Source organism: Paenibacillus stellifer (genome assembly GCF_000758685.1).
In the GTDB taxonomy this organism is placed as follows: Bacteria; Bacillota; Bacilli; order Paenibacillales; family Paenibacillaceae; genus Paenibacillus_AQ; species Paenibacillus_AQ stellifer.
Genome location: NZ_CP009286.1, coordinates 2,532,182 through 2,556,732 on the forward strand (window position 1 = coordinate 2,532,182; position 24,551 = coordinate 2,556,732).

The 24,551-nt window shown below is 51.7% G+C and carries 27 protein-coding genes, 1 tRNA gene and 1 pseudogene; 19 read left to right on the forward strand and 10 right to left on the reverse strand.

What is annotated here, in order from left to right:
- The first annotated feature begins 2 nt into the window (after window positions 1-2).
- From asnB to PSTEL_RS27620, 6 genes are read left to right on the forward strand one after another with little or no spacing between them, the layout of a single operon-like run.
- On the forward strand, window positions 3-1,895 hold the full coding sequence (gene asnB / locus PSTEL_RS11475) for an asparagine synthase (glutamine-hydrolyzing) (RefSeq protein WP_038695427.1): 1,893 nt from the start codon (window positions 3-5) through the stop codon (window positions 1,893-1,895).
- Window positions 1,896-1,929: 34 nt separating this feature from the next.
- A complete protein-coding gene (locus PSTEL_RS11480) occupies window positions 1,930-2,382 on the forward strand; it encodes a hypothetical protein (protein WP_038695429.1) in 453 nt (150 codons plus the stop codon).
- Window position 2,383: 1 nt separating this feature from the next.
- Complete coding sequence (locus PSTEL_RS11485; protein WP_038695431.1) at window positions 2,384-4,129, forward strand: ABC transporter ATP-binding protein; 1,746 nt, start codon at window positions 2,384-2,386, stop codon at window positions 4,127-4,129.
- A gap of 14 nt (window positions 4,130-4,143) precedes the next feature.
- Complete coding sequence (locus tag PSTEL_RS26245; RefSeq protein ID WP_156995855.1) at window positions 4,144-5,949, forward strand: ABC transporter ATP-binding protein; 1,806 nt, start codon at window positions 4,144-4,146, stop codon at window positions 5,947-5,949.
- Between the two features lie 57 nt (window positions 5,950-6,006).
- Window positions 6,007-6,834 (forward strand): PHP domain-containing protein, encoded by an 828-nt coding sequence (locus PSTEL_RS11495; RefSeq protein WP_052098384.1) that lies wholly within the window; start codon window positions 6,007-6,009, stop codon window positions 6,832-6,834.
- Window positions 6,835-6,870: 36 nt separating this feature from the next.
- Complete coding sequence (locus PSTEL_RS27620; RefSeq protein ID WP_156995856.1) at window positions 6,871-7,062, forward strand: hypothetical protein; 192 nt, start codon at window positions 6,871-6,873, stop codon at window positions 7,060-7,062.
- On the opposite strand, the gene PSTEL_RS11500 is transcribed toward PSTEL_RS27620, so the two are convergent.
- Window positions 7,054-7,788 (reverse strand): alpha/beta fold hydrolase, encoded by a 735-nt coding sequence (locus PSTEL_RS11500; RefSeq protein WP_052098385.1) that lies wholly within the window; start codon window positions 7,786-7,788, stop codon window positions 7,054-7,056. The two genes, PSTEL_RS27620 and PSTEL_RS11500, sit on opposite strands and share 9 nt — an antisense overlap.
- 272 nt (window positions 7,789-8,060) lie before the next feature.
- Between PSTEL_RS11500 and PSTEL_RS11505 the strand changes: the two genes are divergently transcribed.
- From PSTEL_RS11505 to PSTEL_RS11530, 6 genes are all read left to right on the forward strand, one after another.
- Window positions 8,061-8,840: an IclR family transcriptional regulator gene (locus PSTEL_RS11505; protein WP_038695435.1), complete on the forward strand. Its 780-nt coding sequence runs from the start codon at window positions 8,061-8,063 to the stop codon at window positions 8,838-8,840.
- 198 nt (window positions 8,841-9,038) lie between these two features.
- Complete coding sequence (locus PSTEL_RS28145) at window positions 9,039-9,446, forward strand: hypothetical protein (RefSeq protein WP_038695437.1); 408 nt, start codon at window positions 9,039-9,041, stop codon at window positions 9,444-9,446.
- A gap of 31 nt (window positions 9,447-9,477) precedes the next feature.
- Window positions 9,478-9,804, forward strand: a complete 327-nt coding sequence (locus PSTEL_RS11515) for a nitrile hydratase (RefSeq protein WP_038695439.1) — start codon at window positions 9,478-9,480, stop codon at window positions 9,802-9,804.
- The gene (locus tag PSTEL_RS11520; RefSeq protein ID WP_038695441.1) at window positions 9,804-10,169 is read left to right on the forward strand and encodes a hypothetical protein; all 366 of its coding nucleotides are present in this window, start codon (window positions 9,804-9,806) and stop codon (window positions 10,167-10,169) included. Before PSTEL_RS11515 ends, PSTEL_RS11520 begins: the two co-directional genes overlap by 1 nt.
- Before the next feature lie 30 nt (window positions 10,170-10,199).
- Window positions 10,200-10,604 carry a RidA family protein gene (locus PSTEL_RS11525; protein WP_038695443.1) on the forward strand — a complete coding sequence of 135 codons (405 nt, stop codon included), beginning with the start codon at window positions 10,200-10,202 and terminating at the stop codon, window positions 10,602-10,604.
- A gap of 17 nt (window positions 10,605-10,621) precedes the next feature.
- The gene (locus tag PSTEL_RS11530) at window positions 10,622-12,121 is read left to right on the forward strand and encodes a monooxygenase (RefSeq protein WP_038695445.1); all 1,500 of its coding nucleotides are present in this window, start codon (window positions 10,622-10,624) and stop codon (window positions 12,119-12,121) included.
- A gap of 598 nt (window positions 12,122-12,719) precedes the next feature.
- Here PSTEL_RS11530 and PSTEL_RS28835 read toward each other — a convergent pair.
- The gene (locus PSTEL_RS28835; protein WP_316503382.1) at window positions 12,720-12,803 is read right to left on the reverse strand and encodes a YjcZ family sporulation protein; all 84 of its coding nucleotides are present in this window, start codon (window positions 12,801-12,803) and stop codon (window positions 12,720-12,722) included.
- A gap of 160 nt (window positions 12,804-12,963) precedes the next feature.
- Here PSTEL_RS28835 and PSTEL_RS27935 point away from each other — a divergent pair.
- Window positions 12,964-13,093, forward strand: a pseudogene (locus PSTEL_RS27935) (IS3-like element ISLmo1 family transposase); the annotation flags it as partial.
- 225 nt (window positions 13,094-13,318) lie between these two features.
- Here PSTEL_RS27935 and PSTEL_RS11535 read toward each other — a convergent pair.
- Window positions 13,319-13,390 (reverse strand) — tRNA-Val (locus PSTEL_RS11535).
- A gap of 418 nt (window positions 13,391-13,808) precedes the next feature.
- Between PSTEL_RS11535 and PSTEL_RS11540 the strand changes: the two genes are divergently transcribed.
- Window positions 13,809-14,993, forward strand: coding sequence for an NAD(P)-dependent malic enzyme (locus tag PSTEL_RS11540; RefSeq protein ID WP_038695447.1), 1,185 nt, complete (start codon window positions 13,809-13,811; stop codon window positions 14,991-14,993).
- Window positions 14,994-15,096: 103 nt separating this feature from the next.
- On the opposite strand, the gene PSTEL_RS11545 is transcribed toward PSTEL_RS11540, so the two are convergent.
- From PSTEL_RS11545 to PSTEL_RS11565, 5 genes are all read right to left on the reverse strand, one after another.
- On the reverse strand, window positions 15,097-15,915 hold the full coding sequence (locus PSTEL_RS11545; RefSeq protein ID WP_052098386.1) for an ATP-binding cassette domain-containing protein: 819 nt from the start codon (window positions 15,913-15,915) through the stop codon (window positions 15,097-15,099).
- Entirely contained in the window at window positions 15,912-16,628 is a 717-nt protein-coding gene (locus PSTEL_RS11550) for a GTP-binding protein (protein WP_038695449.1), read from the reverse strand. Before PSTEL_RS11550 ends, PSTEL_RS11545 begins: the two co-directional genes overlap by 4 nt.
- Window positions 16,629-16,631: 3 nt before the next feature.
- Window positions 16,632-17,624, reverse strand: coding sequence for an ABC transporter substrate-binding protein (locus tag PSTEL_RS11555; protein ID WP_052098387.1), 993 nt, complete (start codon window positions 17,622-17,624; stop codon window positions 16,632-16,634).
- A 234-nt stretch (window positions 17,625-17,858) separates the two neighbouring features.
- Complete coding sequence (locus PSTEL_RS11560; RefSeq protein WP_038695451.1) at window positions 17,859-18,452, reverse strand: P-loop nucleotide/nucleoside kinase family protein; 594 nt, start codon at window positions 18,450-18,452, stop codon at window positions 17,859-17,861.
- 175 nt (window positions 18,453-18,627) lie between these two features.
- A complete protein-coding gene (locus PSTEL_RS11565; protein WP_038695453.1) occupies window positions 18,628-19,551 on the reverse strand; it encodes an AEC family transporter in 924 nt (307 codons plus the stop codon).
- A 213-nt stretch (window positions 19,552-19,764) separates the two neighbouring features.
- Here PSTEL_RS11565 and PSTEL_RS11570 point away from each other — a divergent pair, with 213 nt between their 5' ends.
- The 3 genes from PSTEL_RS11570 (at window position 19,765) to PSTEL_RS11580 (ending at window position 20,855) form a co-directional block, all read left to right on the forward strand.
- Entirely contained in the window at window positions 19,765-19,983 is a 219-nt protein-coding gene (locus PSTEL_RS11570) for a hypothetical protein (protein WP_038695454.1), read from the forward strand.
- Window positions 19,984-20,079: 96 nt separating this feature from the next.
- Window positions 20,080-20,526 carry a GNAT family N-acetyltransferase gene (locus PSTEL_RS11575; RefSeq protein ID WP_038695456.1) on the forward strand — a complete coding sequence of 149 codons (447 nt, stop codon included), beginning with the start codon at window positions 20,080-20,082 and terminating at the stop codon, window positions 20,524-20,526.
- Window positions 20,527-20,618: 92 nt separating this feature from the next.
- Window positions 20,619-20,855, forward strand: a complete 237-nt coding sequence (locus tag PSTEL_RS11580; protein ID WP_038695458.1) for a DUF3892 domain-containing protein — start codon at window positions 20,619-20,621, stop codon at window positions 20,853-20,855.
- Window positions 20,856-20,921: 66 nt separating this feature from the next.
- On the opposite strand, the gene PSTEL_RS11585 is transcribed toward PSTEL_RS11580, so the two are convergent.
- Window positions 20,922-21,665, reverse strand: a complete 744-nt coding sequence (locus PSTEL_RS11585; protein ID WP_038695460.1) for an MBL fold metallo-hydrolase — start codon at window positions 21,663-21,665, stop codon at window positions 20,922-20,924.
- Window positions 21,666-21,862: 197 nt separating this feature from the next.
- Between PSTEL_RS11585 and PSTEL_RS11590 the strand changes: the two genes are divergently transcribed.
- Together PSTEL_RS11590 and PSTEL_RS11595 are read left to right on the forward strand one after the other, a co-directional pair.
- Window positions 21,863-22,426 carry a copper amine oxidase gene (locus PSTEL_RS11590; protein ID WP_245625138.1) on the forward strand — a complete coding sequence of 188 codons (564 nt, stop codon included), beginning with the start codon at window positions 21,863-21,865 and terminating at the stop codon, window positions 22,424-22,426.
- 93 nt (window positions 22,427-22,519) lie between these two features.
- Window positions 22,520-22,879, forward strand: a complete 360-nt coding sequence (locus PSTEL_RS11595) for a DUF1292 domain-containing protein (protein ID WP_038695462.1) — start codon at window positions 22,520-22,522, stop codon at window positions 22,877-22,879.
- 182 nt (window positions 22,880-23,061) lie between these two features.
- On the opposite strand, the gene PSTEL_RS11600 is transcribed toward PSTEL_RS11595, so the two are convergent.
- On the reverse strand, window positions 23,062-24,537 hold the full coding sequence (locus PSTEL_RS11600; RefSeq protein ID WP_038695464.1) for an aminotransferase class I/II-fold pyridoxal phosphate-dependent enzyme: 1,476 nt from the start codon (window positions 24,535-24,537) through the stop codon (window positions 23,062-23,064).
- Window positions 24,538-24,551: the final 14 nt, after the last annotated feature.

The following is a 24,551-nucleotide window of genomic DNA, read 5'->3' on the forward strand; positions in this document are numbered from 1 at the left end:
TTATGTGCGGAATTGCCGGTATATTCAATGCCAGTGGAGTAGACGCAACGACGTTGCATGTGATGACGGAGAGTCTCGGGCACCGCGGACCGGATGATATCGGCTTCTTCCATGACGGTCAGATTGGCCTGGGCCATGTCCGGCTGAGCATCCTGGACCCTGAACACGGCAAGCAGCCGGTTGCGAATGAGGATGGGTCCGTAATTGTGATATTTAACGGCGAAATCTTCAATTATTTAGCACTGAGGGACATGCTGATGAGGTGCGGACATGCCGTCTTGAACGATTCCGATACCGCTATATTGCCGCATATGTACGAAGAATACGGTCTTGATATGTTCAGCCGGCTGAACGGACAGTTCGCCATCGCAATCTGGGACCGGAGACAGAGCACCCTGATTCTGGCGAGGGACAGAATGGGCGAGAAGCCCCTCTATTACGCGCGGGAAGGAAACAGGCTCTGCTTCGCCTCGGAATGCAAAGCGATTCTGAAGAGCGGATTCGTGAAGCCGGTCATCTCTCCCAGGGCAATGAGGCAAGTATTCACGTACTGGTCCACTCTGGGCGATACGAGCGTATTCGAGCATATCTCTTCCGTCCCTCCGGGTTCGATGCTGGTCTGTCAGAAGGGAGAGGTGCGGATTGCGCCGTATTGGTCGTTCACGTATCCGGCCGGCTGCACGAAGGAGACCTGCAGTCTTGAGGATTACATAGAGGAACTGGATGTCAGGCTGACTCGGGCGATTGAGCGGCGCTTGTTGTCCGATGTGCCGGTTTCCTTCTATTTAAGCGGAGGCCTCGATTCGAGCCTGATTCTCGCCATCGCATCGAGACGCTTGAGCCGCAGGCCCGACACCTTCTCTCTCACGTTCGAGGATCGTCATTTCGACGAATCGCGATATCAGAGGGCGATGCTGGATACGCTTGAGACGAATCATCATGAAGTCCGTTATTCCATGGACGATCTGCCCGGGGTCATCCGGGAGACGGTCCGTCATACGGAGACGCCGCTCGTGCGCACCGGGGCATTCCCCATGTTCGTGCTGGCGCGGCTGGTGGGCAGCCGGGGCAGAAAGGTGGTGCTGTCGGGGGAAGGCTCGGACGAGCTGTTCGGCGGTTACGATCTGTTCCGTGAAGTGAAGATCCGGACGTTCGTCAGCCGCAACCCGGATTCGAACTTCCGAAGCGCGTTGTACAAGAGAGTGAATCAGTTCGTGAACGGGCTGAACGACCAGCCTGTCCGGAGCCTGGCCATGTACTATGGCAGCTCGTCCGCGGATTCCGTTCTGGGTTCGCATGTATCGCGATGGCGGTTGTTCGACAGCAGTCTGCGTCTCTTCTCGGCGGATTACCGGTATGAGATGGCCCAAGGCGGGAAGTTTCAGGATGTGGAAGGCTTTCTTCCGCCGGGATTTGCGGAATGGACGCCGATCCGGAGGGCGCAATTTCTGGAATTGCTTATTTTCCTGCCGAATTATTTGTTGTCCTCCCAGGGAGACCGGGTCGCGATGGCCGCCGGGGTGGAATGCCGATACCCGTTCCTGGACAGCGATATGCTGGATTATGCAATGAACTTGCCGGATTCGCTGAAGCTGAAAGGTCTTGACGAGAAGTATATTCTGAAGAAGCTGGCCCGGAAATACGTTCCCGGGGAGATTATTAACCGGACCAAGTTCCCTTACCGGGCGCCGGTTGATCTTGCGCGGCTGCTGAATGACGAATATATCCGATATGTTCTGGAGCCGGACACGATCAGGAGGTTCGGCATCTTCGATCCGGAGTCCGCCGGCAAATACATCGCGTTCCTGTCGAGCAAAGAGCGTGTCAACGAGAAGGATATTATGCGGTTCATGGGGATTCTGACCACGCAAGTATTGGCAGAGCAATTCATGTGAGTGAATTAACAAAAAAAGTTAGGAGGAGAGCCTGTTGTCGGCAAGGAAAGCCAGTTTGGTCCATTTGTATATGAATCTCTGCGTCAGAACGCCCATCCTTGTAATCGCCCTGTCTGCGGTGATATTCGCGATTCTGTATAACCTGGCCGTCGTCTCGACTATGGAGGTCTATTCTTCCCACAAGGGGGAACTCGTCTCCGGCAAGAACGGGATCATTCGGGTGCAAGCCGCGATTGACGGACTCGAGAGCGCGGAGGTCGGTCTTCATGACCGGGCTTACTGGTATTATGACAAGAATCGGGCAGTGTATCAGGCCGAAATCATAGACGTTGTGAAGACGGAGGGCCGGAACGTTGTTGTGCTTGAGACCCGGTCCGGGGATGTGGCGGACGCCGATCGCAGGGGGAACGGTGATGCGGTAACGGTGGAGCTTGCTACTGGTGAAGAGAGACTGCTGGACCGTCTGATGGCGAAGGGGGAAAAGTGATATGGCGCAGATGCGTAACCGGGACCAACTGAGGGTAATTTGGGGATTTGCCCGAAAATATAAGTTCAGCTTCGTCTCTCTGTACCTGTGTCTGGCGATCGAGGCCTTGCTCGCGATGCTTACGCCGCTGATTATCGGTCTCTTGGTCGATGAGGTCGTTTACTACAGGAACATCGAGTTCTTCTGGAGAATTGCGCTCGTGTTCGGGATATGCATCGCGTTCATGAGCGTTCTGTACACGATACATCCGAATATATGGCAATATTTGATGTCCCGGTTTATTTTCGATATCAAGCTGAAACTGTTTGACCAGATTACTTACGCGAAGGCGTCATTTCTCTCGGAAGCCAAGACCGGCGATCTGATATCACGGAATGTCCATGATGCTTCGGAGTTCATGAATATTATCCAGCGGAATATGTTCCATTTCTTCAACGGCATTGTCCAGGTTGCGCTGGCCCTGATCTTCGTCTGGATCTACAGCTGGAAGGCCGCCATGCTTATGCTGGTCGTCATTCCGCTCTCGACGCTGTTGTCCCTGCATTTTGGAGGCAGAGCCAGGAAGCGTTCGGCGGAAGCGCGGGCCGCATACGGCGGTTACATCAGCTGGATGGTGGAATGGCTGAAGGGGCTGCGGGAGATCCGGCTGCTGGCGGCGGAGCGGAATTCGAAGGTTGCTTTTGTCCGGCATTACAAAGAGATGGTTCTGATTAAAATTAAAACGTCGATCATTCAGCTCAAGGCGACTCTGTTCATTGAAGGCATTGCGCTTCTCTCGAATTTGAGCCTATACAGCCTGTCCGGGTTTCTTGTGCTGCGGGGTGAAATCACGCTAGGAGCCTTCATTGCCATGGCGGAATATTTCGCGACGGCGAATCTCAAGTTGGCCGACCTGGTGAACAACAATGTGGACAGGCAGCTTAGACAAGCGGCCGTGGACCGGGTGTGCGAGCTGCTTGAAGTGGATACGGAGAAGAATGATGAAGCCAACAGGCCCCTGCTGGTGCCGCAAGGAAATATCCGGTTCCGGAATGTGTCATTCTCGTACAATGACCGGGACCCCGTACTGAAGAATATCAATCTGGATATCCAGGAGGGCCAGCATCTGTCGATCGTGGGTGCGAGCGGGTCGGGCAAGACGACGCTGATGAATTTGCTGCTCCGGCTGTATTCGGCCGGCTCCGGGGAGATTCTGGTGGACGGAAGCGATATTGGCCGCTGCACGCTGAAGTCGATTCGCAAGAATATCGGAATTGTCCAGCAGGAGACGCTGTTATTTAATGAGAGCATCCGCAGCAATCTCTCTCTCGGCAACCGGCATTGTACGGACGCGGAGATTATAGAGGCGTGCGACAAGGCGGATATCGGCGGGTTCATCCGGCAGCTTCCCGCAGGTCTGGATACGATTGTCGGCCATGGTGGAATCGACTTGTCCGGAGGACAGAAGCAGCGGCTGGGCATTGCCCGGATTTATCTCAAGGACCCCCGGATTCTCGTCTTCGACGAAGCGACCTCGGCACTGGATTTCGAAACAGAGAAGTCCGTTCATCAAGCATGGGATACGGTCAGCCGGGGCAGAACGACCATCACCATCGCCCATCGGCTGACGACGATTCTCAAGAGCGACAAGGTTGCGGTACTGCATGAGGGCGAGATTGTGTCGTGCGCCAACCATGCGGAATTGCTTGAGACCTGCGCCCATTATCAAAAGCTGTTCAAATCTCAATATATCGGACAGGGGGCGTAAAGGTGTCAGGCATAATGAAAGAGAGATTCGCGATTCTCAAGCGGATTATTCCGTTTGCCAGAGGGCTGGAGAGGTACTTTGCCATCTTGTTCATATCCAGTCTGGTGCTGATGTTCGCAGGGATGCTGACGCCGGTGTTCTATAAAATACTGGTCGACGACGTGATCCTGAACCGGGAGGTGCATGCGCTCTGGTACGTGGTTGCTGGATATGCGGCGGTGTACCTCATCACCTCGGGCATGAAGACGGCCGGGAATTACGCCTCGAACCGTTTTTTGAACAAGCTTGTTTTCAATATGCGGCTCAGAATCTGGAGCAATTATCTGAAGATGCCGCTGACGAGATACAACCGGTATCAGGTCGGCGATCTGAAGATGCGGATGGACGACGACACGAACAAAATCGAAGAGTTCATCAATCAGCAAACGTACAGCTATATCATCAACTTGCTGATTATTGTCTCCTACGGCGGCGTGTTGCTGTATCTCAGTTGGAAGCTGGCTCTGTTCTCCGTCATTATGGTACCCGTTACCTTCTTCATCGGCCATGTGCTGGGCAGGAACGAGAACGCGCTCAACGAGCAGCGGAGGGAGGTCTGGGCGAGGAAGGATGACTGGATGCTGAGCAGTCTTCAAGGCTGGAAGGAGGTCAAGGCGCTCTGCATTGAGAACAGGGAACGGAGAATCTTCACTCAATATCATCACAGAAGCGGGATTCTCGATGCACGGTGGATTAACTATTGGCTGCTCCACGATTTGATTCTGCCGGCGATCAAGGATGAATTTATAATGAAGTTCGCGCTGTATCTGGCGGGCAGCCTTCTGGTAATGAACGGCGATTTTACAATCGGCAGCTTGCTGATCTTCATGAAATTCTATTCAGGATTCTATGAAAGCGTCAATAGGGTCAATGAGTGCAATATTAGCCTGAATAACGACAAGCCGCTGTTTCATCGGATATTCGATGTCATTCATGACAAGGAAGGCGAGCAGTCAGAACAGGGAGAGCAGTCAGAACAGCCAGAACGGGAAGTACACGCAGAACGGGGAGGACGGGGAGAACGGGCCGGTCAATTGGCGCAAACCCCGTTTCAGGGAGAAGTTAGGCTCAAGAATGTTACATTCGGGTATGAGAACGGCACCCGCCATATTCTGGAGGATGTCTCGTTAACGATCACTCCCGGCGAGAAGGTCGCTATTGTCGGCAAGAGCGGCGCGGGCAAAAGCACACTTGCCAAGCTGCTGCTCGGAATCGAACGGTGCCGGGCGGGGCAAGTCCTGTATGACCATACCGACATCGACAGCTTGCATGAGCCGCTGCTCCACCGGAATGTCGGTGCGGTGATGCAGGACAGCATTCTGTTCAACATGTCGATCAAGGATAATCTGAAGCTGGCGAGAAGCCGGGCGACCGATGAGGAAATTGTGGAGGCTTGCCGGAAGGCCCATATCGACGAGTTCATTGACACTCTTCCGGATCAATATGATACGATCATCGGAGAGAGAGGCGTGAAGCTGTCGGGCGGACAAAGGCAGCGTCTTGCCATTGCCCGGGTGTTCCTGAGCAGAGCGAACATATGGATTCTGGACGAGGCGACCTCCTCGCTCGACCATGAATCCGAACGAATGATCCATGATGTGATCCGGAACGCAACTGGCGACAAGACGATCATTCTGATTGCCCACCGGTTGTCGTCGCTGCTGCTGGCCGACCGGGTCATTGTTCTGAAGGATGGAAGAATCGCGGCAAGCGGGCATCATACCGAGCTTCTGGACCGCAATGAAGCGTATGATGAATTGTTCAAAGAGCAGTATGCGTAAATCGACAACCGCTTGGGCATAGCTTGGAGACTGTTTATGGAAAGGGGGCGTCCTCGCTTGGGCGAGTATATTGATCTGCATGTGCATACCCACTACTCGGACGGGTCCATGTCTCCATCGGAAATTATTCACTACGCCCGATCCCGCCATGTGGGGACCATTGCGATCACGGATCATGATACGATTGCGGGCGTAAGAGAAGGGATGGAAGAAGGCGGGCGCTGCGGGGTAAGAGTCATCCCGGGAATCGAGCTGAGCGCGGACTATGAGGAAGAGATGCATATTCTCGGTTACTTCATCGACATCAATTCCGAGCATCTGATTCGGTATATGGAAGAGATCAGAAAGCATCGCACGCAGGAGACGATCCGGCTGCTGAGGACATTGAAGAAGCTGGGCATGCCCGTTCCATATGAGGAGTTGCTTAACTCAAAGGGCGTGATTGACATAAACAGCATCATTCACGCCTTGATTAAGCTCGGATACGCGAAGGACCGGAGGGATGCTGTCGGGAGTTATCTGGGACAAGGCCGGCCGGCGTACATCAAGACGTATAAATGGCTGCCGGCGGATTGCATTAATCTGATTAAGGCGGCGGGCGGCATTGCGGTTCTTGCGCACCCGGTGCGTCTCAACAAGAGCATGGAGGAGCTAAAGCCTGTACTGGCCGAGCTTATCCGGTATGGGCTGGACGGTATCGAATGCTATCACTCCGAGCATACGGACGATTGGGCAGCCTATTGTCTCCGATTGGCCAAAGAGAACGGGCTGCGAATAACGGGAGGAAGCGATTTTCACGGAAGCCACAGACCGGGCATTGATCTCGCTCACGGAAAATTGCGAGCCGGGATGCTCGCCTGGGAACGGGCAGAGGAGAGCAGATGATGCGGGTGAGAGCGGTGATCATCGCCGGCCGACTGAATGAATCGGACGTCCGTGATGCGCTTCGGCTGGTACCGCTTCCGGTGCAGACTCGGTGTCCCTCTTCAAGAGGTGGAAATCGCCCAATCGGCATATGGCAAACCTTACTACGTCAATCCCGGCCAGGGCTGCTTCAACATCTCTATCCATATCGATAAGCGCCAGATGTTTCTCCAAAGAAAATTAATGTGAGGATTGGATTGCTGCATTGATCAATTCGGCAATTTGTTTCGGATGGGTAATTGGAGCCAGATGGCCAGCATTTATTTCAAAGGTATGCCACCTGTCTTTGGCTGCGATGGATGCCGTTTGATGAAACATAGGAAATTCCTTGCAGCAAATGTAGGAACGGGACATTTGTGCTTGTTTTTCTAAAGAGAAGTTGAGCTTCTCCGTATGCGTTGCAAGAGGCATTTTGGTTAGGAAGGGAGTAATGGCTGCAGAGATTTCGGCATCGTTTAATCCAAATGTCTCTACAGGCGGCGGTTCAACCAAGGAGCTGTTCGGTGACAAGAAATTCTGCATGAGAGCGTACACAGTCGGATAATGATCTACAATAGACTCACCGGGTTCGGTAACAAAGCCGTCTACGATAACGATATCACAACGTACTCGACCGAACAAACGGTCTGCGGCTCCTGCAGCAACCATAGCTCCATAACTGTGTCCGACCAGCACAACATTTGTAATGTTTTCGTACAAGATTAGATTAACAATATCCTCGATGTGGACGGATAAATTAATGTCTCCAGTCAGCAGATGATTACGTTCGCCAAGTCCTGTTAAAGTCGGAGCCAGAACATGATACCCTTGAGCGGCTAAGTGTCCGGCAACTTCTCTCCAGCTCCATCCCCCTAACCAAGAACCATGAATGAGTACAACCGATGGATTGTTTAAAATTTCTGCATTGTCAAACATAGTACGTTTCCCTCCAATTTTGTTCACTATTAGTGTACATATACACTATATGTGAATGTTTTTAACATTATTATATAGGCGTTTATCTTTTTTGCAACTATTTTCAGCACGTATGTCAACTTTATTTACAAAAGAGAAAAGGGGGGCATACCGCAAGTGGCCAAAATAAACGGCCCTGTCCCTTCCTTGCGAAGAAAAATCAGATCCATTACTATTAAAACAACATCAACAAATGAATGAGCTAGAACACTACTTTTAGGCAGGGTGAATTCATGAAAGAGCTGGAAGCCGCAACTCATTTAAGTTCCTCATCTCAGGGTATCCAATCGCTTGAGACCGCTTTTTCCATACTGAATTGTTTTAAAGAGGCAAAAACTCCTTTGTCCGTATCGGAATTGTCCAAAAGAATGGAAATGCCGAAGAATAAAATTCATAAATACTTGGTTAGTTTTATAAGAGTTGGCGCGCTTATTCAGAATAAAAAAGACTCGACTTACGCAATGGGGCCAGCGCTGATTGAATTGGGTTTGGTCGCGCTTCAACAATTCGATGTTGCCAAGATCGCCAAACCGCATATCCGCGAATTTAGCAAACAGATCAATCACTCCGTAGCGCTTGCGATTTGGAGCGAGGGAGGGCCGATAATTGCAGAATACGAACGAAGCAATAAACCGATACAGGTCGAGATTCAAGCTGGATATCGCTTTCCGTTATTGATGACAGCCCTTGGTAAGTGTTTTGCCGCTTTTCTTCCGTCCTCGCAGGTTCAGTCATTGATACAAAGGGAGATCGACAACTATCAACTTGACGAGCAAGTGGTGGAGCAGGAATTACAGGCAATTCGGGAAGAAGGAGTTTCCTTTCGCAATACGCTCTTTGCCGGAATACCTGGGAGCATGTCGGTAGCAAGTCCGATTTTTGACTATACGGGAAAGATGGTTGCAGCACTTTGTCTCATCGGGTTTACAGGCGAAATCGATACTAGTCCATCCTCCCTAAATGTCCTCAAGCTCAAGGAGAAAGCCAATCAAATAACCAATCAACTGTCATAGTGTGCAAAAGACACTGCGGTCAAATCGGCTGTAGTGTCTTTTTTTTATTTTTATAGGACGGCAAAACCGTTTCTGCTTTTGAAAATTTTCCTTGCACAAGCAAGAAAGCTAAATTATACTAAGCAAAAATCACTAAAGGTGTATTGTATACACTAATAGTGAACTAATATTAATAAATGAATAAGGAGTTGTTCAATCATGAATCAAACCTTCAAAGCCGCTGCCGTTCAGGCTGCCGCCGTCTATTTGGATCTGGATGCTACGATTGACAAAACATGCAGGCTCGTGGATGAGGCAGCAGCTAACGGCGCTAAGGTCATTGCTTCTCCAAATTATATGAAGATTGGATATGGCTTTGCGAAGATCATTGCGCCGAATGGTCATGTTATCAGCAATACGCTAAAGCATGATGAGGAAGGTATTGTGTATGCGGACATTGATCTCAAACAGATCATTCCCGGCAAATTCCTGATCGATCATGCGGGGCATTACTCCACTCCCGGCTTCTTAAGCTTAAATTTTGATAAATCTGTTCATGAGCCCGTAAGAGTGATCGGGAAATCGAAGCCAAGCGTTATCGGTTACGAGGCTATTCAAAATAGCTAACAACATTAGTCGGAGAGGGACAATAAAAACCATGAATAGCAGTCTTGAACGGAAAATTACCGAACTTGCTTGGAGAGACCCCTTGTTTGCTGGATTGATTGAAAGAAACCCGCACCAGGCGCTTGCGCAAATAGGAGTAGAAGTGCCCGAAGGTGTTAAGCTCGACATCCGGCGGCAAAGGAGAGATACCCTTTACTATGTCATACCGCCGTATTCAGAGGAGCCGGACCAAGCCGATAGCGTCATTAATCAAATGGATCTGTGGCAGAGCGCCGAGTTGTTTGTCTGGATCATGCCTCAGAAACTGAAAGTGCAGCTCTTGGCGATGCGACAAAGCTTCAGGAGGAATAACCCCTAATGGATCAACATGATATCTTTACCGCTCATTACCGATTGCTTCAACGAAATCAAGCTGCCCGCCAACGCTTAATTCTTGATCCAAAAGCAGGGCTCAATGAGTATTTTGGATCAGGCACGGTACCCGAGGGGCAGTTTCAAGTGAAAATCATCCCCCAAGAACCGGATACCATTACGATTCTCCTTCCATCGCCCATAGAGGAAGATACAAGCAATGAGGCATTGGATGCTGCTTGCCGTCGCATTTTTGACATCTTGTTTACAGACGGAGTGGGGGGGTATCTGATCCCCGATGATTCCTTGACATGGGTTCTTCGGGACATGCGCTCTAACATACTCTCTCATTCTCAAGGGACAGCTTTTTAATCTGTGAAAAATCAAATTGGAGGATTTCATATGAAGAAAATAAATCCCGATACTCTAACGAGTACAGTAACAAGTTTGATTACACAAATCGTCGTCGCTCCCGTGTCTGAATTAGCCTTTATTTCCGGGCAAGTCGCGTTAAATGAAAAGGGAGAGCTTATCGGAGAAGGGGACTACGGGCTGCAGGCAAGACAAGTGTTTATTAACTTAAAGCTCGCATTGGATGCTATTGCAGCTGGGCCAGAGAATATTGTTCAAATGAAAATTCATGTTGTTAACCATAGGCCAGAGCTGGTTGATTCGATCTTTAAAGCCGGCTTTGAAGTATTCGGCGACCAGTGGCCGCTTACTGCAAGTACTTTTATAGGCGTTCAGGCGCTTGGCTTTGAGGAATGGTTAGTTGAAGTCGATGCGATCGTCACCGTTTCTAACTAAGAGAGGAGTAAATAAGGATGGATTATGACGTTATTGTAGTCGGCGGAGGACCGGTCGGAATGATGTTGGCTGGGGAACTCGCATTGGCTGATGTTAAGGTTTGCGTCTTGGAAAAGCTGGAAGCCACTACGCCTTACTCGCGAGCGCTTAGTATCCATCCCCGTACATTAGAGATTATGGATTTGCGTGGATTGAAATCGGAATTGTTGAAGATTGGAAAAACGCTGCCTACAGGCCACTTTGCAGGCTTGGAAACCCGGCTGGACTTTACAGTCATCGACTCATCCTCTAATTATTCCTTGTTTATCGCCCAGTCAGAAACGGAAAAGGCGCTGGAGCTGAGAGCGAAGGAGCTTGGCGCCGATATTCGCCGCGGAATAGATGTATTATCGGTGACTCAGAGCTCTGATTGTGTCGAGGTGATTGCTTCCGGAGATACCGGACAAATTACATTAACGGCAGCTTATGCGATTGGCGCCGATGGAGCTGGCAGTATTGTACGAAAGCAGGCCAACATTGCGTTCAACGGCACGGATGCAACACTTACTGCGGTTCAAGGGGATGTCGTATTTAAAAGTCCGCCGAAAACGACCGTCGTTTCCAGCTTTAATGAAAAAGGAATGATTATGATTGTCCCTGTCTCGAAGGAGCTGCACCGTGTTGTCTTTATCGATCCGGAAAGAAATTCAATACCGAAGGATGAGCCCGTTACTTTGGAAGAATTACGCTCGGGAATGATCCGCATGTTAGGGGATGACTACGGAATTTCCGATCCCTACTGGATGACTCGTTTCGGTAATGCTACCCGTCAAGCGGAGCGCTATAGGGAAGGAAGACTGTTCCTTGCGGGGGACGCTGCTCATATTCATTTCCCAGCCGGCGGGCAGGGAATGAATGTGGGCTTGCAGGAAGCCATGAATCTTGGATGGAAACTTGCTGCCGAAGTGAAAGGATGGGCTCCCGAGGACTTGCTGGACAGTTACCATGCGGAACGATTCCCCGTTAATACGACACTGCTTCGAAATACCAAGGTACAAACTCTATTGTTCGGCACCGATTTTTCGCCTACAGCAATCCACCTCCGCAGTATGATTTCGGATTTGCTGCTAAGCCCGGATGCAAACTATCGCTTAGCCAGTCAAATTGCGGCCGTGGATGTTCAATACAACGTGCGAGAGAATGTATCGTCACATCTACTAAATGGCCGCCGGCTTGCAGAGATTAAATTGCGATCGCAGAATGGCGATGTCTTCAGTAGTTATGAGCTTTTTCGTGAAGGTAAATATGTACTATTGAATCTAGCATCGGATAAGATCACAGAAACCATTGTAAGCAATTTGCAGCACCAACATTTCAAATTCGCAAGTGCAACTTTGTCTGATCAAGTTAATGGCTGGGAAGATGTGCACACGGCGTTGATTAGACCAGATGGATACATTGCATGGGCAGTCTCCGTAGCCGAAGCCGATGTAATTTCCCGAATTGAGCTGGGAATTAAGCAAATCAGCAGAGGTTAAGCCTTATCTTTGTTTATCAAAACATATTCTGCCCGGGAGCAAATTAATTAAATGCATTCCGGGCAGAAGCCTTTTTAATGGGGAGTTCTTATGAAGAAAGTTTCTGAATGGATTTTCAAAGGCGATGGATGCGAGTTATCCCAAGACCGAGATCCAGAAGCGCAAGTTTTTGTATGACTGACATTGCCAATAAGCTAGGATAAGCCGGACGAATTTTTTTTAGAACGAAGTCTCCCTTAAACTATCCAAAGGTTTATAAACACTTTACTCAGAGTAATGAAACTCATTTTGATTTGGTTGATGTTGATCTTGAAGAGATACTCTATGAATTATGTGGATGATTCTCCCTTATTTAATCTAGTAAAAGCCCTATAATTGTAGGTGAAATCTATAAGTGGTGATCCACTTATAATCTCCGGATTAAGCCAAATCATTTACCATGCCCACAGCTGCTTTTTTTTCAGTGTAAAGATGAAAGCATTACTAGGGAGAAAATGGTCCTTACCCTGGACACTACTAACTGTTGGTAATCAGTATGCTGATCTGAGTACGAGAACCATACAGAGCGATAGGCTCCCGTACTCAGCGTCCTTGAAGCTTAGAACGTTCTTAAGACAATAACCAAGAGAATGTAGAGTACCAGAATGACGGTAGTGGAAGTAAATCCTGCACATTCGCCCATTCGTATTCCTCCTTTGCAAACTTTCTACACTAATGTATGTGTACATCTGTGGATGGAAACTGCAAACACCTATGGTGTTGTTCAGAAATTTATACAGAATGTCCTGTAAATTATTGAGTCACTTCCGAGCGGCCAGACCATTGACGATATAGTTTTTGTCCTGTATCTCTCAAGTATTCTGGATCTGTACAGCGGGGAGATCGTTGCGTACAGCATAGCGGACAAGCATGCTACTCCATAGCGACCATGGCAGCGTGTATAAGTCTCAGGCGTACCAGGCTATAGTGAAGTGAAGAGAAAGGGTATGATCATAAGTGTGTCCCGCAGGTATTGTTCCCTGTCTCATAAGCAGGGGTCAGTCCCCCCACGGAGAAACTCCTTGCATTTTTTAGTAGAAAAAATTCCGTCCCCAATCCGTTCCCAACAACTCTGATTTTTACTGAGTCGACAAAAAAGTAAATGGACACAAAAAGAAAAAACCCTTATAAAATAAGGGTTTTTCGAGGTGAATCGTATAGGACGGATGGGGATCGAACCCATGACCCCTACCCTGTCAAGATAGTGCTCTCCCGCTGAGCTACCGTCCTGCAACAAAAATTATCTTATCATAAATTCTAAAGGGAATGCAACAGTTTTTTTATAATTAGTGAAATGGTGAAAATTTCGCTTCCTGATATTTTCAAAACCCTTGCAATCTGATACATTAGGGTCTGTTGGAAACGCTGCTTGTTCGGATGAACAAACGCAGTTAGCGGGCAAGCTATGTTAGCTGTAAGTTAATTTTTCGTATACCTGGGGAAACGTGATGAATCACAAAATATTCCTTGAATTGAAAGGCTTTTTTGCACGGGAAATGTGACACATGTGGCAGTAAGGAGCCCGGCAATATGTTTGAATTAAGAAATGCAGAATCCTGAATAAATATCAGTCCCGGGTGATGATTCATCCGAACGGGAATAGATGGACAAGACCTGACAGGCGGGCCAATTAACGGGAGGGAATTTAATGAGTAATCTGGAAGAAATCATGCGGCTTCATCAGGGCGGGAAGCTGGAGACCACGCTAAAGCATCCGATCGAAACGATGGAGGATCTGGCCAAGGTCTACACGCCTGGGGTAGCCAAGGTCTGTCAGGCGATTGCTTCCGATGAAGAGAAGGCTTACGAGCTCACGATCAAAAAGAATACGGTGGCTGTAATCAGTGACGGTACAGCGGTGCTGGGACTCGGAGACATCGGTCCGCGGGCGGCCATGCCGGTCATGGAGGGGAAGGCAGCGCTGTTCAAACAGTTCGCTGACGTGGATGCCGTCCCGATCTGTCTTGATACGAAGAATACGGAAGAGATAATCGCGGTCGTCAAGGCGCTGGCGCCGACATTCGGCGGCATTAATCTGGAGGATATTTCGTCGCCGCGCTGCTTTGAGATCGAACGCCGGCTTCAGGAGGAACTCGACATCCCGGTATTCCACGATGACCAGCACGGAACGGCTATTGTGGTGCTGGCGGGCGTACTGAATGCGCTGAAGGTTGTGAACAAGGACATCCGGGATGTGAAGATCGTCGTCAACGGCTGCGGAGCGGCGGGCATTTCGGTCGCTAAAATGCTGCTGAACGCCGGTGCTGTCAATCTGATCGGTGTAGACCGGGACGGAGCGATCAACCGGTCGAATGTCTACGAGAAGCCGCATTGGGCCGAGTTCGCGCAGCTCAGCAATCCTAATCAGGAAGAAGGCTCGCTGTCGGACTGCATTAAGGGAGCTGATGTCTTTATCGGCGTATCGGCGCCGAATGTGCTGAAGGTGGAGGACGTGCGGAACATGGCCAAGGACGCGATCGTGTTCGCCATGGCCAATCCGACGCCGGAGATCGATCCGGAGCTGGCTGCGCCTTATGTCAAGGTTATGGCGACAGGACGCTCCGATTACCCGAACCAGATTAACAATGTGCTCTGCTTCCCGGGTATTTTCCGGGGGGCGCTGGACTGCGGAGCGAGAGAAATCAATGATGCGATGAAGCTCGCGGTTGCCGAGGCGATTGCAGCGGCTGTCGATCCGGCGGAACTGAGTGAGCATTTCATTATTCCGAACCCCTTCGACAAGCGAGTGGTGGAAAATATCCGGATTGCGGTCGCCGAAGCGGCGATCCGTACCGGAGTTGCCCGGACCAGCCAATTGATCGGGGTACGTTAAGAGCTGGTATTTTAGCTGTCATGTGAAAAAACAGATACAACAATGAACGGACCTGATCTCCGCATCATATCGGAGATCAGGTCCGTTGTAGTTTCCGGCTGGCTTAAGCCGGACAGGAGCCGCTTCCCAGCGAAGATCCGCTCAAGCGCTCGCCGCGCCGCAGCTTCTCGCGGATCGCCATCAGGGCGGCGTCCGTGCGCTGCAGCTCCTGGAGCAGCGCTGCTTCCTCGGCATCGCCTTGCAGCACGCCGGCGATGCCGCCGCCCTTCAGGACGATGCGGCTGTGGGCGAGCAGCGCGAGAATGGGATCATGCGTCGCCATGAGCACGATTTTCTGATTCTGGACGAGCACGTCCAGCGCCTGGCGGCGGTCGATGCCCGCGTTCTCGATCTCGTCGATCAGCACGATCGGGCTATCGGACAGAATGGCCGTGTCGGCGATCATCAGTGCGCGCGACTGGCCGCCGCTGAGCGCGGTGAGCGGCGAATCCGGCATGATCGGCTCGCCGGTAAGCCGGTTCGCCTGCGCGATAACCTCATGTATCAGCTTCTCTGCGTAAGCTTCGTCAAGATTGCCGTCTCCGCGGCACTCGGCGTGCATCGTAATGAACTCGGCAACGGTGGCATCCATGACGAAGTTCATATTCTGCGACAGCTGAGCGATCAGCCTCCGGCCCCAGGAGAAGCGAAGCTCGGGATCAGGCGTGTCGTCGTTGATGAGAATCTGGCGCCCGCTCGGGGTATCCCTCTGGGCGATGTATTCGATGTCGGCCAGCAGGCGGCTTTTGCCGGAGCCGGTAGGTCCAACGACAGCGACCAAATCCCCGGGAACAAGCCGGAGGTTCACCTCTTCGGGCTCTCCGGATTTGGAGCGTCCGCCGAGCAGGGTTACGGACGTAATGACGTCGTTCAGTTCGGTCATGCCGTCTCACCTCCGGAGACTTCGGACTCGGGAATAGCGATGCTTCGCACATTCCCCATCTGATAATCCTTCCCGATCTTGGTCTCGCCCAGGCAATAGGAGCAGACGGCAGCCGGCATGGAGAACCGAAGTTTCCGGCCTTCCAAATCTCCGGTATCGGGGGCCTGGGCGAGAAGGGCACCGAGGCGCTCCCGCCCCTGGCCGGTCAGGCCATTCATTTGCAGCACTTCGGCTCTGGCATTGACCTTGCGCACCTGGTACTGGAAGACCTCGCGCTCGGCCTGGGAGACGATATCTCCCTTGGTAATAACGACGATATCGGCCTGCTTGAGCAGGGGCCCCATCTTCGTCGGGGTGTTCGCCCCCGCGAGATTGTCGATGACGCAGACTCCCAGCGCCTGGCGGATGAAAGGCGAACAGCGGTTGCACAGCCCCGCGCTCTCGCTGATGAACAGGTCGAGACCGAGCGATTGTCCCCAGTTGGCGCAGGCCTCGATATTCGTCACAAAATAATGGTCCGGACACAGATTGCCGGCAAGACCGAGCAGCACCGGCACATCTTTTGCCCGGTAGCGCTCATCGTCCCTGGAGGCGACACAGTCGAATTTGACAACCCCCGCTTTCAATCCCTGCTCCTTCAGCCATTCGATCACGCGCAGAAGCATGGAGGTCTTGCCGCTCGACGGCGGTCCCGCCACGGTTATGAGCTTCATCTGTCAGCCCTCCTGCTTGAAGCCCCGCAGGAATGCGGCGTTCGCCTCATCAGTCAGCTTCTGGATGTCGCGGTTCCACACCAGGTCCCATCCCATCCACAGCAGCTTGCGGTCCGGTACGGAGGTCTGAACCGAAGGATGCGGCGAGGGGAAGAAGGCGTCCTCGTAGAGCTGCGCCGACTCGGCGCCGGTGAAGAAATCGGCCAGGCGCCGGCCGGATTCCGAGGCTTGCCGTTTGGCCAGCAGGAAGACGGGGCTGGCGATCGCGCCTTCCTCAGGCCAGATGATGCTGACCTTCTCCTTCTTGCGGATATTGTTGGCGTAGAAATAGGGCATAACATACAGCGCCGTTGCGTCTTCGCTGTCGGTTCCCGCGAGCTTCGCCATCTGGCCGGGATGCAGTCCTTGCCGGACAGACCGGCCAAGCCCGGTCAGCATCTCCTGGCCGAAGGATTGGCCGATCGTCAGGAGCACCGTCTCGCAGAAGCTGCCCTTATGGCCACGCATGGTCACCTGCTTCTTGTACGCCGGATTCAGCAGATCGCTCCAGGAGCGGGGCTCCGGCAATCCGCCGAGACGGGCTTTGTCCGCGACGATGACGAGCGGATTGACGCATAAGAGAGTAACGCGTCCAAGCGGGTCCTTCATGCCGATCTCGGTGAATCTGGCGTTCGGGGTATAGTCCGCTGCGTCGGCAAATACATCATGGTCAAGAAACCGGGTGCGGAAGCTCTGGTGAAAGAAGCTGCTGATCCCGGGAGTGATGACGGCTTCCGGCAGTTCATCCTCGGATTCGAAGCCGTCTACCGTTTTATAGAAGTCGTGCTGGTTCGCATTTCCCTCGAAGGCAACCTCTTGCGGGTCCAGTTCGGACCACAAGCCCTCATTCTGCTGACGCACGAAGGTTTCTTCGAGCGGCACTTTCAGCGGGCACGGAAGCATAGCTAGCAAATGTCTGGGCAACTGTTCTTGAACTTCAGCGGTTCCTGAACTCATGGAATCTCCATCCTCTCGCAGCCTAATGCTGGATACACAGGCGCTCTAAAGTTATGTTTAATTATAAATATCAGTGAATGATTTCACAATTTATACGGGACTCAAAGATTTGACAATCCTACAAACATTCCCATAATAGCTGCCTAATAAACCTGTGGAGCTGGAAAAAGCAAGGGGCGGAAGCTGAAATGAAGCACAGCTTATTTACGGTTATACATATGAAAAAAGAGGGATCTAGGATCCCTCCGGATAGACGAAGCGTTCAATGGCGTCGGCGGCCAGCAGCGGGTCTGTGCCTGAATTGTCAAAATGCAGGACCGAGGAAGCGGGAAGAGGCCAGCTGACCCCACACTTCCCGAGAGCCGAGCGAAACTCGTCCCAGTGCCGGAGCTTCCAGTCGTCCAGCCTGGAATTTCTCGCCAGGATTCTTTTTTTATAAAGAGCTTCATCAGACAGGCTTACGATGATCACCTTGACCTCGACGTTCTCAAGCGACCGGCCGATCCGGGCCAGCTCATCTGAAATCCAGCCCTCGTCAGCGGCTTCCTTGGTGAAAGGTCCGACGACGAGACAATCGACATTCAGACCAACGTTATCAAGAGCGGCATCCATTGTAATACGATAGCCCAAATCGCGGCACAGCTTCTTGTAGGCGTCTGAATCCCGGTCGTCCGGGTCCAGCCCGTTCTGCTCCATCAAAGCGTTCGCCGCAGGCCGCAGCAGCACATCCATATCGAAGAATGCGGCCTTGCGTCTTTCGGCCAGGGCTTTGGCCAGCGTCGTCTTGCCCGCTCCTGCCGCGCCGAGAAAGAATACGAGTTTGCTCATTTGCCGGTCAACCTCCACAATCTGTTATATGCGATCAGGTTACAGCCTCACGCTTCAAATCCCCACGATAATCCTGGTCAATAATGCTCTAACTACTTCCCATCCTTCACTAATCCCTGTTCGTTAAAAATGAATTTGAAAACGGCTTAATCCGCCGAATCGGCTGCGATGCGCATCAAACGATCCAGCGCGCCAGCATAATCAGTCCGGTGATCGTCAGCACATTGACAAGCGTGGAGATCAGCACTGTCTGGGCGGCAAAATCGGGCTCATTGTTGTATTCCTCAGCGAGCAGGGAGGCGTTCACTCCGGTCGGCATACCGGAGGCGATCATAAGCGCCTGTGCCGGGATTCCCTTGATGCCGAGGGCCAGCACGATAACCACACCGATCAGCGGTGCGGCCAGCAGGCGAAGCACGAGGCTTAAATATATTTCGGCCCGGTCCAGCCGGATCGGGTATTTCATAATCTGGGCGCCTAGTGTAAACAGCGCAAGAGCGACCATCGACTGCTGGGCGTAAGTTAACGGCTGTAAGAGAAACGCCGGCAGCGGTACAGACCAGGCATGCAGCAGAAGCCCGAAGACGAGCGCATAAGGAACGGGCATTTTGAGAAATCCGATGATGACGACCCGGTAATTGCCCTTCAGCTTCGCGCGTTGGATCGACATGACGCCGTAAGTGAAGGTCAGCAGGGCCTGGAGCGTCATAATCAGCGATTGCAGGGAAGCGGCCAGCGGGTTGCCATGAAAAGCGAGGCTGTTGACGGGCATGCCGTAATTCCCCGAGTTGTCCAGCATTACGCTATTGGTGAAGGCGGCCCTCATGCCGGGCTTGAATTTCAGTGCGCGGGTGAGCGTGAATGACAGCAGATACAGAATCATGATGTAGATTGCATAGAAGCCGACAACCATTCCAAGCAGGGAGTAAGACATCTCTGACTGGTACATGCTCATAAACACGGCAGCCGGAGTTATGTAATAGAAGTTGATTTTGGCCAGCGTATACAGATCCAGCCGGAACAGCCGCTGAAGCAGCGAGCCGGCTCCGATAAGAATAAAGACCGGCAGGACAACCTGCAGCAGAATCTCTCCGATCATTCAATCTGCTTCCTTCCTATAAATAAGCATTTGGATTATTAATTATGGCGTACACTGCGGACTTGAAGCGCAGCAATTCTACTATAGCATAATTATATCGGATAATTCTTCAGCATATTTTGCGTTAATTCTTCTAAGGGTTATAAAACGGATGGCCCTGGCTCAAACTGTGGAAAAGCATTCCAATCGTCCCCCGAAAGGAGAGTTATCGTTATGAGCATCAAAGCAATGGCCGCAGCAGCGGCCGCGGCACTTATCCTGATGATTCCCGCAGGATGCCGCCCTAACGGATCGGATCGGGAGAATCCCGTCTTCCTTCCAATGGACGTTGACGGTTCCGGGTTAGTCGGAGCCAATGACGAACTTCCCTCCATCATGCAGGATGTTTATACGAAATCCATACCGGAGGATGTGTACGGCAACGAACAATAAGCGCGCCGGACTCTTCATCTGTACAGAGAATGACAATTTCAGTATAATAGTTCAATTGCGGTTGGATTGAAACAGATGAGAGGGGAGCAGCATGATATGGCGGCGGAAATTGTTCGTGTGACGACGGAGGAACAGCTCCAGCTGGGGTTGAAGATCCGAAAAGAAGTGTTCGTGAAAGAGCAGAAGGTGCCGGTTGAAGAAGAAATCGACCAGTATGACTGCATCGGACCGGATGCCCATCATCTGTTGGTAATGGACGGAGAGACCGCAGCTGCGACGGGGCGGCTGACCTATTACCGCGAGGGAACCGCGAAGATGCAGCGGATTGCGGTGCTGAAGGAATACCGGGACAAAGGCTACGGCAGAGTTCTGCTGCTGGCGCTAGAAGAGCTGGCCCGCGAGCTGGGGCTTGAGACTTCCATTCTGGACGGGCAGTGTCAGGCGGAGAAATTCTATACCAAGCTCGGATACCGGGTCATATCGGAGCAGCCTTTTTATGATGCAGGGATTCTGCATGTCCGGATGCAAAAGGATTTACAGTAATCCACGAGTAATCCGGGAATAGTCCGGCCTTCCTTTGGGAAATCTAGGAATTAGCCTCGAGGGGCAAATTTCGATCAAAGGAGCAAGGACTCATGATCAATGGAGGACGCGAACGTTTTGTGGCTGTGCAGAAGAATGGAGACGGGGATATCACCTCGTTCCAGACTTCAACCGGCCGGACTCTGGACTATCAGCAGGCTATTCGGGAAGTGCAGGCCGGCGCGATTGCCGGAGTGAATGTGTTCAAAGGCCGGGATGGAGCTCCCCATATCCGGGGGGATGCCGACGGCGATCCGACCAACAATCTCGATCAATTGCCGCTGTTCTAAGAGCAGCAGGTGCAGGACGGATGCCGTCCGGATGGCGATTAGGCCTCCGGGCGGCTTTTTACATTATTATCCCTGAAGAGGGTATACCACATGCTGCTCCAGGAAGGGCATCCCGTCTGTCCGCCCGACATAGTCCGGCTTCTCGTCTCCGTAATGCATCAGCGAGATCACGCTCCGGACATCCTCAGGAAGGCTCTTAAGCTCCTCCAGTGTGGTATGGACAACGCCCGGGCCTTCGAGCTGGCAGTCATGAAAGATTAGGCGGCAGCCTTGATTTCGCACAAGGTTCGTTAGCAGCTCCGGCTCAAAAGTCATATCGGCGCTGTAAAATATATCGTCGTTCAGCAGCAGCGAATAGCTGAGCTTGCCCGGTATATGTGGAGTTTGAATCAAGTTGACCGTGAGATCCCGGGACAGTCTGCAGGGCATATCCGGAACGATAGGGCGTACATCAAAGATATCCTCAAGTCTGGTGATCTTGCCTTCCTGGTACATGCTTCCCATCAGCGTATGCTCCCATAAGGGATCGATCAGCGCCTCTGCCAGCAGCAAGGTCATTTTGCGGGCGCCGCGCGAACGAAGAGAGAAGGCCAGCTCTTCCAGCCCTCCGATATGATCGGCATGGATATGGGTAACCAGCACTGCGTCAACCTCCTCGAAGGAGCGCCCGAGGTCGTACATCGCAAGCGGGCCGGTAAATCCGCAGTCCACGAGCAGGGTGTAATCCGGAGTGATCAGCAGGGCGTTGTTATTGTAATAATTTTTGGCAAAAGCGCTGCCCGTTCCCAGCATTTGAAGCTGAAGCGTCATCTTCTTATCCCTCCAAAGTTAGCCGTTGTACCCATTGTACATAGTATCAGCAAATTGTTAAGCGGCGATAAAGAATCATTTTTCCAGCTGAACCTTTATTTCTGAAAGATTGAAGAAAAATATCCCTTGGCTGCCGCAACTTGCTTCTGAAGACGAAGTATATATTAACAGCATGAATTAGTGTGGAGGTCAGGGGTATGATGAACAAGAGATGGAGAAAGGTTGCCGTGTGTGTGATTGCATTTTCCCTAATGGGCGGCTCAATGCTGTTCGCCGATTCCGTCTATCAAAAGGTGCGCGTATGGAGCAACGGAAAAGAGATCGCCGACGGGGGATATTTGATCGATGGCAAAACCTACGTCCCCGCCCGTGAAATGGACGCGCTGGTGGTCTGGGATGATTCGGGAAAGGTGAAGATTATCAAGCCGAACGTCCATATTACGCTGTTCGACTCAAATGACCGGGTATTTGGCAATGTGAAGACGGGCAAGCTCAAATTCAGGGCGCTTACCCAGGTGGACAGCCTCTCCGACAATATCGCCGGTGTCAAGCTGTCTATTACCGATCCGTCAGGCAACACCAAAGATTTGGACTCACGGGATCTTGACAGCGGACAGGATGATAACTTCTGGTATTCGACCAAGGAGATCACTTACGAGTTCAAATCGTCTGGCAAATATAAAATCGGCATCTACATGAAAGCCACCAAGAACGGGGATTACTCGCTGGTTTCGGAGAAAGTTATAACGGCAATGAATTGACAAAAGCTCGCCATCTTCGCAAATTGACCTGGGGTTGTCTTACGTGTTACCATACCAAATGTAGGATAATTCAACTTAAAGCGAGGTATTTCAATGAGCGAACACAAACATGAGCATGGCGAAGCATGCGGCTGCGGGCACGACCATGACCATGAACATAACCACGACCATGGCGACGGCTGCGGCTGCGGACACGACCATGAGCACGAGGAATTTGTACTGACTCTGACCAACGAACAGGGCGAGGATGTAGAGATGGTACTTGTCGAAACGTTCGATGTGAACGAGAAGCTCTACGCGCTGCTGCTGGAACGCGAAAATCCGGAAGCAGACGGCATCATCCTGCGTATGGAAGAAGAAGACGAGGAAATGGTGCTTTACAATATCGAAGACGAAGCGGAATGGAAGGCTGTCGAAGAAGCCTACAACGAGCTGCTTGCCCGTCAGGGATAGATTTTCCGAAGCAAAATATGGAATCAAGGATAACGCCTGTCGGTGTCCTTTGACGCCGAGCGTTTACCGGAGAAGATCAGAGAGGGCACCGGACAATTATATACTTTCTGATCATGAAGAAACCCGATACCTTTGGCCAGGTATCGGGTTTTTGTATGAGATGCCGGGCTGAAAGCCGGCGGTCAGAAGATCGGGTCGGCCTCGACGATAACCTTGACATGAGTGAGTGTCTTGTCTTCCGGTCCTTTGACGGGGAGGCCGATTTCTACATGATCACGAATATAGTCGATATTGTCCTGGGTAATAACTTCGCCCGGGAGAAGAATCGGAATTCCCGGCGGATACACGTAGATGAATTCGGCGATAATCCGGTCAGCTGATTCCTTGAATGGAACAAGCTCGGTATCGGCATAGAAGGCGTCCCGCGGAGTGAGTGCCAGCTGCGGAATCTCGGGAACCTGCACCTTGAGCTCGTAGATGTCGCCCTTGCCGAAATGGATGGCGGACAGCACGCGCAGCGCCGAGAGCAGCTTGTCTACAGACTGCCGGGTATCTCCGGGAGTAATTAGGCAAAGAATGTTATACATGTCGCTCATTTCGACTTCAATGTTATACTTCTCACGCAGCCAGTTCTCCGCTTCCCAGCCCGTGATGCCGAGATGGCGAACATGAATGCTGAGCTTGGTCGGATCATGGTCATAGGTCGCTTCCGTACCGAGAATCTCGTTGCCGAAGCTGTACAAGCCGTCGATCTCGTTGACAGCTTCCCTGGCGTATTTCGCCAGCGCGATGGCGTGTGATGCCATATCATGTCCGTGAAGGGCCAGTTGGCGTCTTGAGGTATCCAGAGAGGCCATAAGGACATAGGAAGTCGATGTCGTCGTCAGCATGCTCATCATGGTCTGGACGCGCTGCGGGTTAATGAATCCTGTGTCCGCGTTGACGTTGAGCACTGAGCTTTGAGTCATGGAGCCGCCAAGTTTGTGTACGCTGGTTGCGGCCATATCGGCGCCAGCCTGCATGGCCGACATCGGCAGCTCCTCGTGAAAATGGATCAATACCCCGTGCGCTTCATCCACAAGCACCGGGATGCCGTAGCTGTGGGCAAGCTCTACAATGGAGCGCAAATCGGCGCATACCCCGAAATAGGTCGGATTGATGACTAGCACGCCTTTGGCGTCCGGATGACGCTGAAGGGCGCGGCTGAGCGAACTGGTCGTGATGCCGTGGTCGATCCCCAGATTCTCGTCTTGTACAGGAGAGACGAAGATGGGCTTGGCTCCCGAAAGAATGATGGCAGACATGATCGACTTATGGACATTGCGGGGAACGATGAGTTTATCCCCGGGCGAGACTACCGACATGATCATCGTAATGATGGCTCCGCTGGTGCCCTGGACGCTGAAATACGTATAGTCCGCTCCAAATGCTTCCGCCGCCAGATTCTGGGCTTGAGCGATTACGCCTTTGGGCTGGTGCAGGTCGTCAAGCGGTGCAATATTGATCAGATCTATGGAAAGGACATTGTCGCCGATGAATTCCCTGAATTCGGGATCGGTTCCTGCTCCTTTTTTATGACCGGGAATATGAAATTGCACCGGATTTCCGGCAACGTGCTTTTTTAGAGCCGTGAAGAGAGGGGTAAGCGATTGATCCATTAATACTCCCACAA

Coding starts and splice junctions, on each gene's coding strand:
- PSTEL_RS28145 (WP_038695437.1), top strand. CDS start 9,039: ATGAATCAAACCTTCAAAGCCGCTGCCGTTCAGGCTGCCGCCGTCTAT.
- PSTEL_RS11585 (WP_038695460.1), bottom strand. CDS start 21,665: ATGACGCTTCAGCTTCAAATGCTGGGAACGGGCAGCGCTTTTGCCAAA.
- PSTEL_RS11580 (WP_038695458.1), top strand. CDS start 20,619: ATGATCAATGGAGGACGCGAACGTTTTGTGGCTGTGCAGAAGAATGGA.
- PSTEL_RS11505 (WP_038695435.1), top strand. CDS start 8,061: ATGAAAGAGCTGGAAGCCGCAACTCATTTAAGTTCCTCATCTCAGGGT.
- PSTEL_RS11540 (WP_038695447.1), top strand. CDS start 13,809: ATGAGTAATCTGGAAGAAATCATGCGGCTTCATCAGGGCGGGAAGCTG.
- PSTEL_RS11570 (WP_038695454.1), top strand. CDS start 19,765: ATGAGCATCAAAGCAATGGCCGCAGCAGCGGCCGCGGCACTTATCCTG.
- PSTEL_RS11565 (WP_038695453.1), bottom strand. CDS start 19,551: ATGATCGGAGAGATTCTGCTGCAGGTTGTCCTGCCGGTCTTTATTCTT.
- PSTEL_RS11590 (WP_245625138.1), top strand. CDS start 21,863: ATGATGAACAAGAGATGGAGAAAGGTTGCCGTGTGTGTGATTGCATTT.
- asnB (WP_038695427.1), top strand. CDS start 3: ATGTGCGGAATTGCCGGTATATTCAATGCCAGTGGAGTAGACGCAACG.
- PSTEL_RS11550 (WP_038695449.1), bottom strand. CDS start 16,628: ATGAAGCTCATAACCGTGGCGGGACCGCCGTCGAGCGGCAAGACCTCC.
- PSTEL_RS11555 (WP_052098387.1), bottom strand. CDS start 17,624: ATGAGTTCAGGAACCGCTGAAGTTCAAGAACAGTTGCCCAGACATTTG.
- PSTEL_RS11560 (WP_038695451.1), bottom strand. CDS start 18,452: ATGAGCAAACTCGTATTCTTTCTCGGCGCGGCAGGAGCGGGCAAGACG.
- PSTEL_RS11530 (WP_038695445.1), top strand. CDS start 10,622: ATGGATTATGACGTTATTGTAGTCGGCGGAGGACCGGTCGGAATGATG.
- PSTEL_RS27620 (WP_156995856.1), top strand. CDS start 6,871: ATGAATCGGACGTCCGTGATGCGCTTCGGCTGGTACCGCTTCCGGTGC.
- PSTEL_RS11575 (WP_038695456.1), top strand. CDS start 20,080: ATGGCGGCGGAAATTGTTCGTGTGACGACGGAGGAACAGCTCCAGCTG.
- PSTEL_RS11500 (WP_052098385.1), bottom strand. CDS start 7,788: ATGTTTGACAATGCAGAAATTTTAAACAATCCATCGGTTGTACTCATT.
- PSTEL_RS11525 (WP_038695443.1), top strand. CDS start 10,200: ATGAAGAAAATAAATCCCGATACTCTAACGAGTACAGTAACAAGTTTG.
- PSTEL_RS26245 (WP_156995855.1), top strand. CDS start 4,144: ATGAAAGAGAGATTCGCGATTCTCAAGCGGATTATTCCGTTTGCCAGA.
- PSTEL_RS11595 (WP_038695462.1), top strand. CDS start 22,520: ATGAGCGAACACAAACATGAGCATGGCGAAGCATGCGGCTGCGGGCAC.
- PSTEL_RS11545 (WP_052098386.1), bottom strand. CDS start 15,915: ATGACCGAACTGAACGACGTCATTACGTCCGTAACCCTGCTCGGCGGA.
- PSTEL_RS11600 (WP_038695464.1), bottom strand. CDS start 24,537: ATGGATCAATCGCTTACCCCTCTCTTCACGGCTCTAAAAAAGCACGTT.
- PSTEL_RS11515 (WP_038695439.1), top strand. CDS start 9,478: ATGAATAGCAGTCTTGAACGGAAAATTACCGAACTTGCTTGGAGAGAC.
- PSTEL_RS28835 (WP_316503382.1), bottom strand. CDS start 12,803: ATGGGCGAATGTGCAGGATTTACTTCCACTACCGTCATTCTGGTACTC.
- PSTEL_RS11485 (WP_038695431.1), top strand. CDS start 2,384: ATGGCGCAGATGCGTAACCGGGACCAACTGAGGGTAATTTGGGGATTT.
- PSTEL_RS11520 (WP_038695441.1), top strand. CDS start 9,804: ATGGATCAACATGATATCTTTACCGCTCATTACCGATTGCTTCAACGA.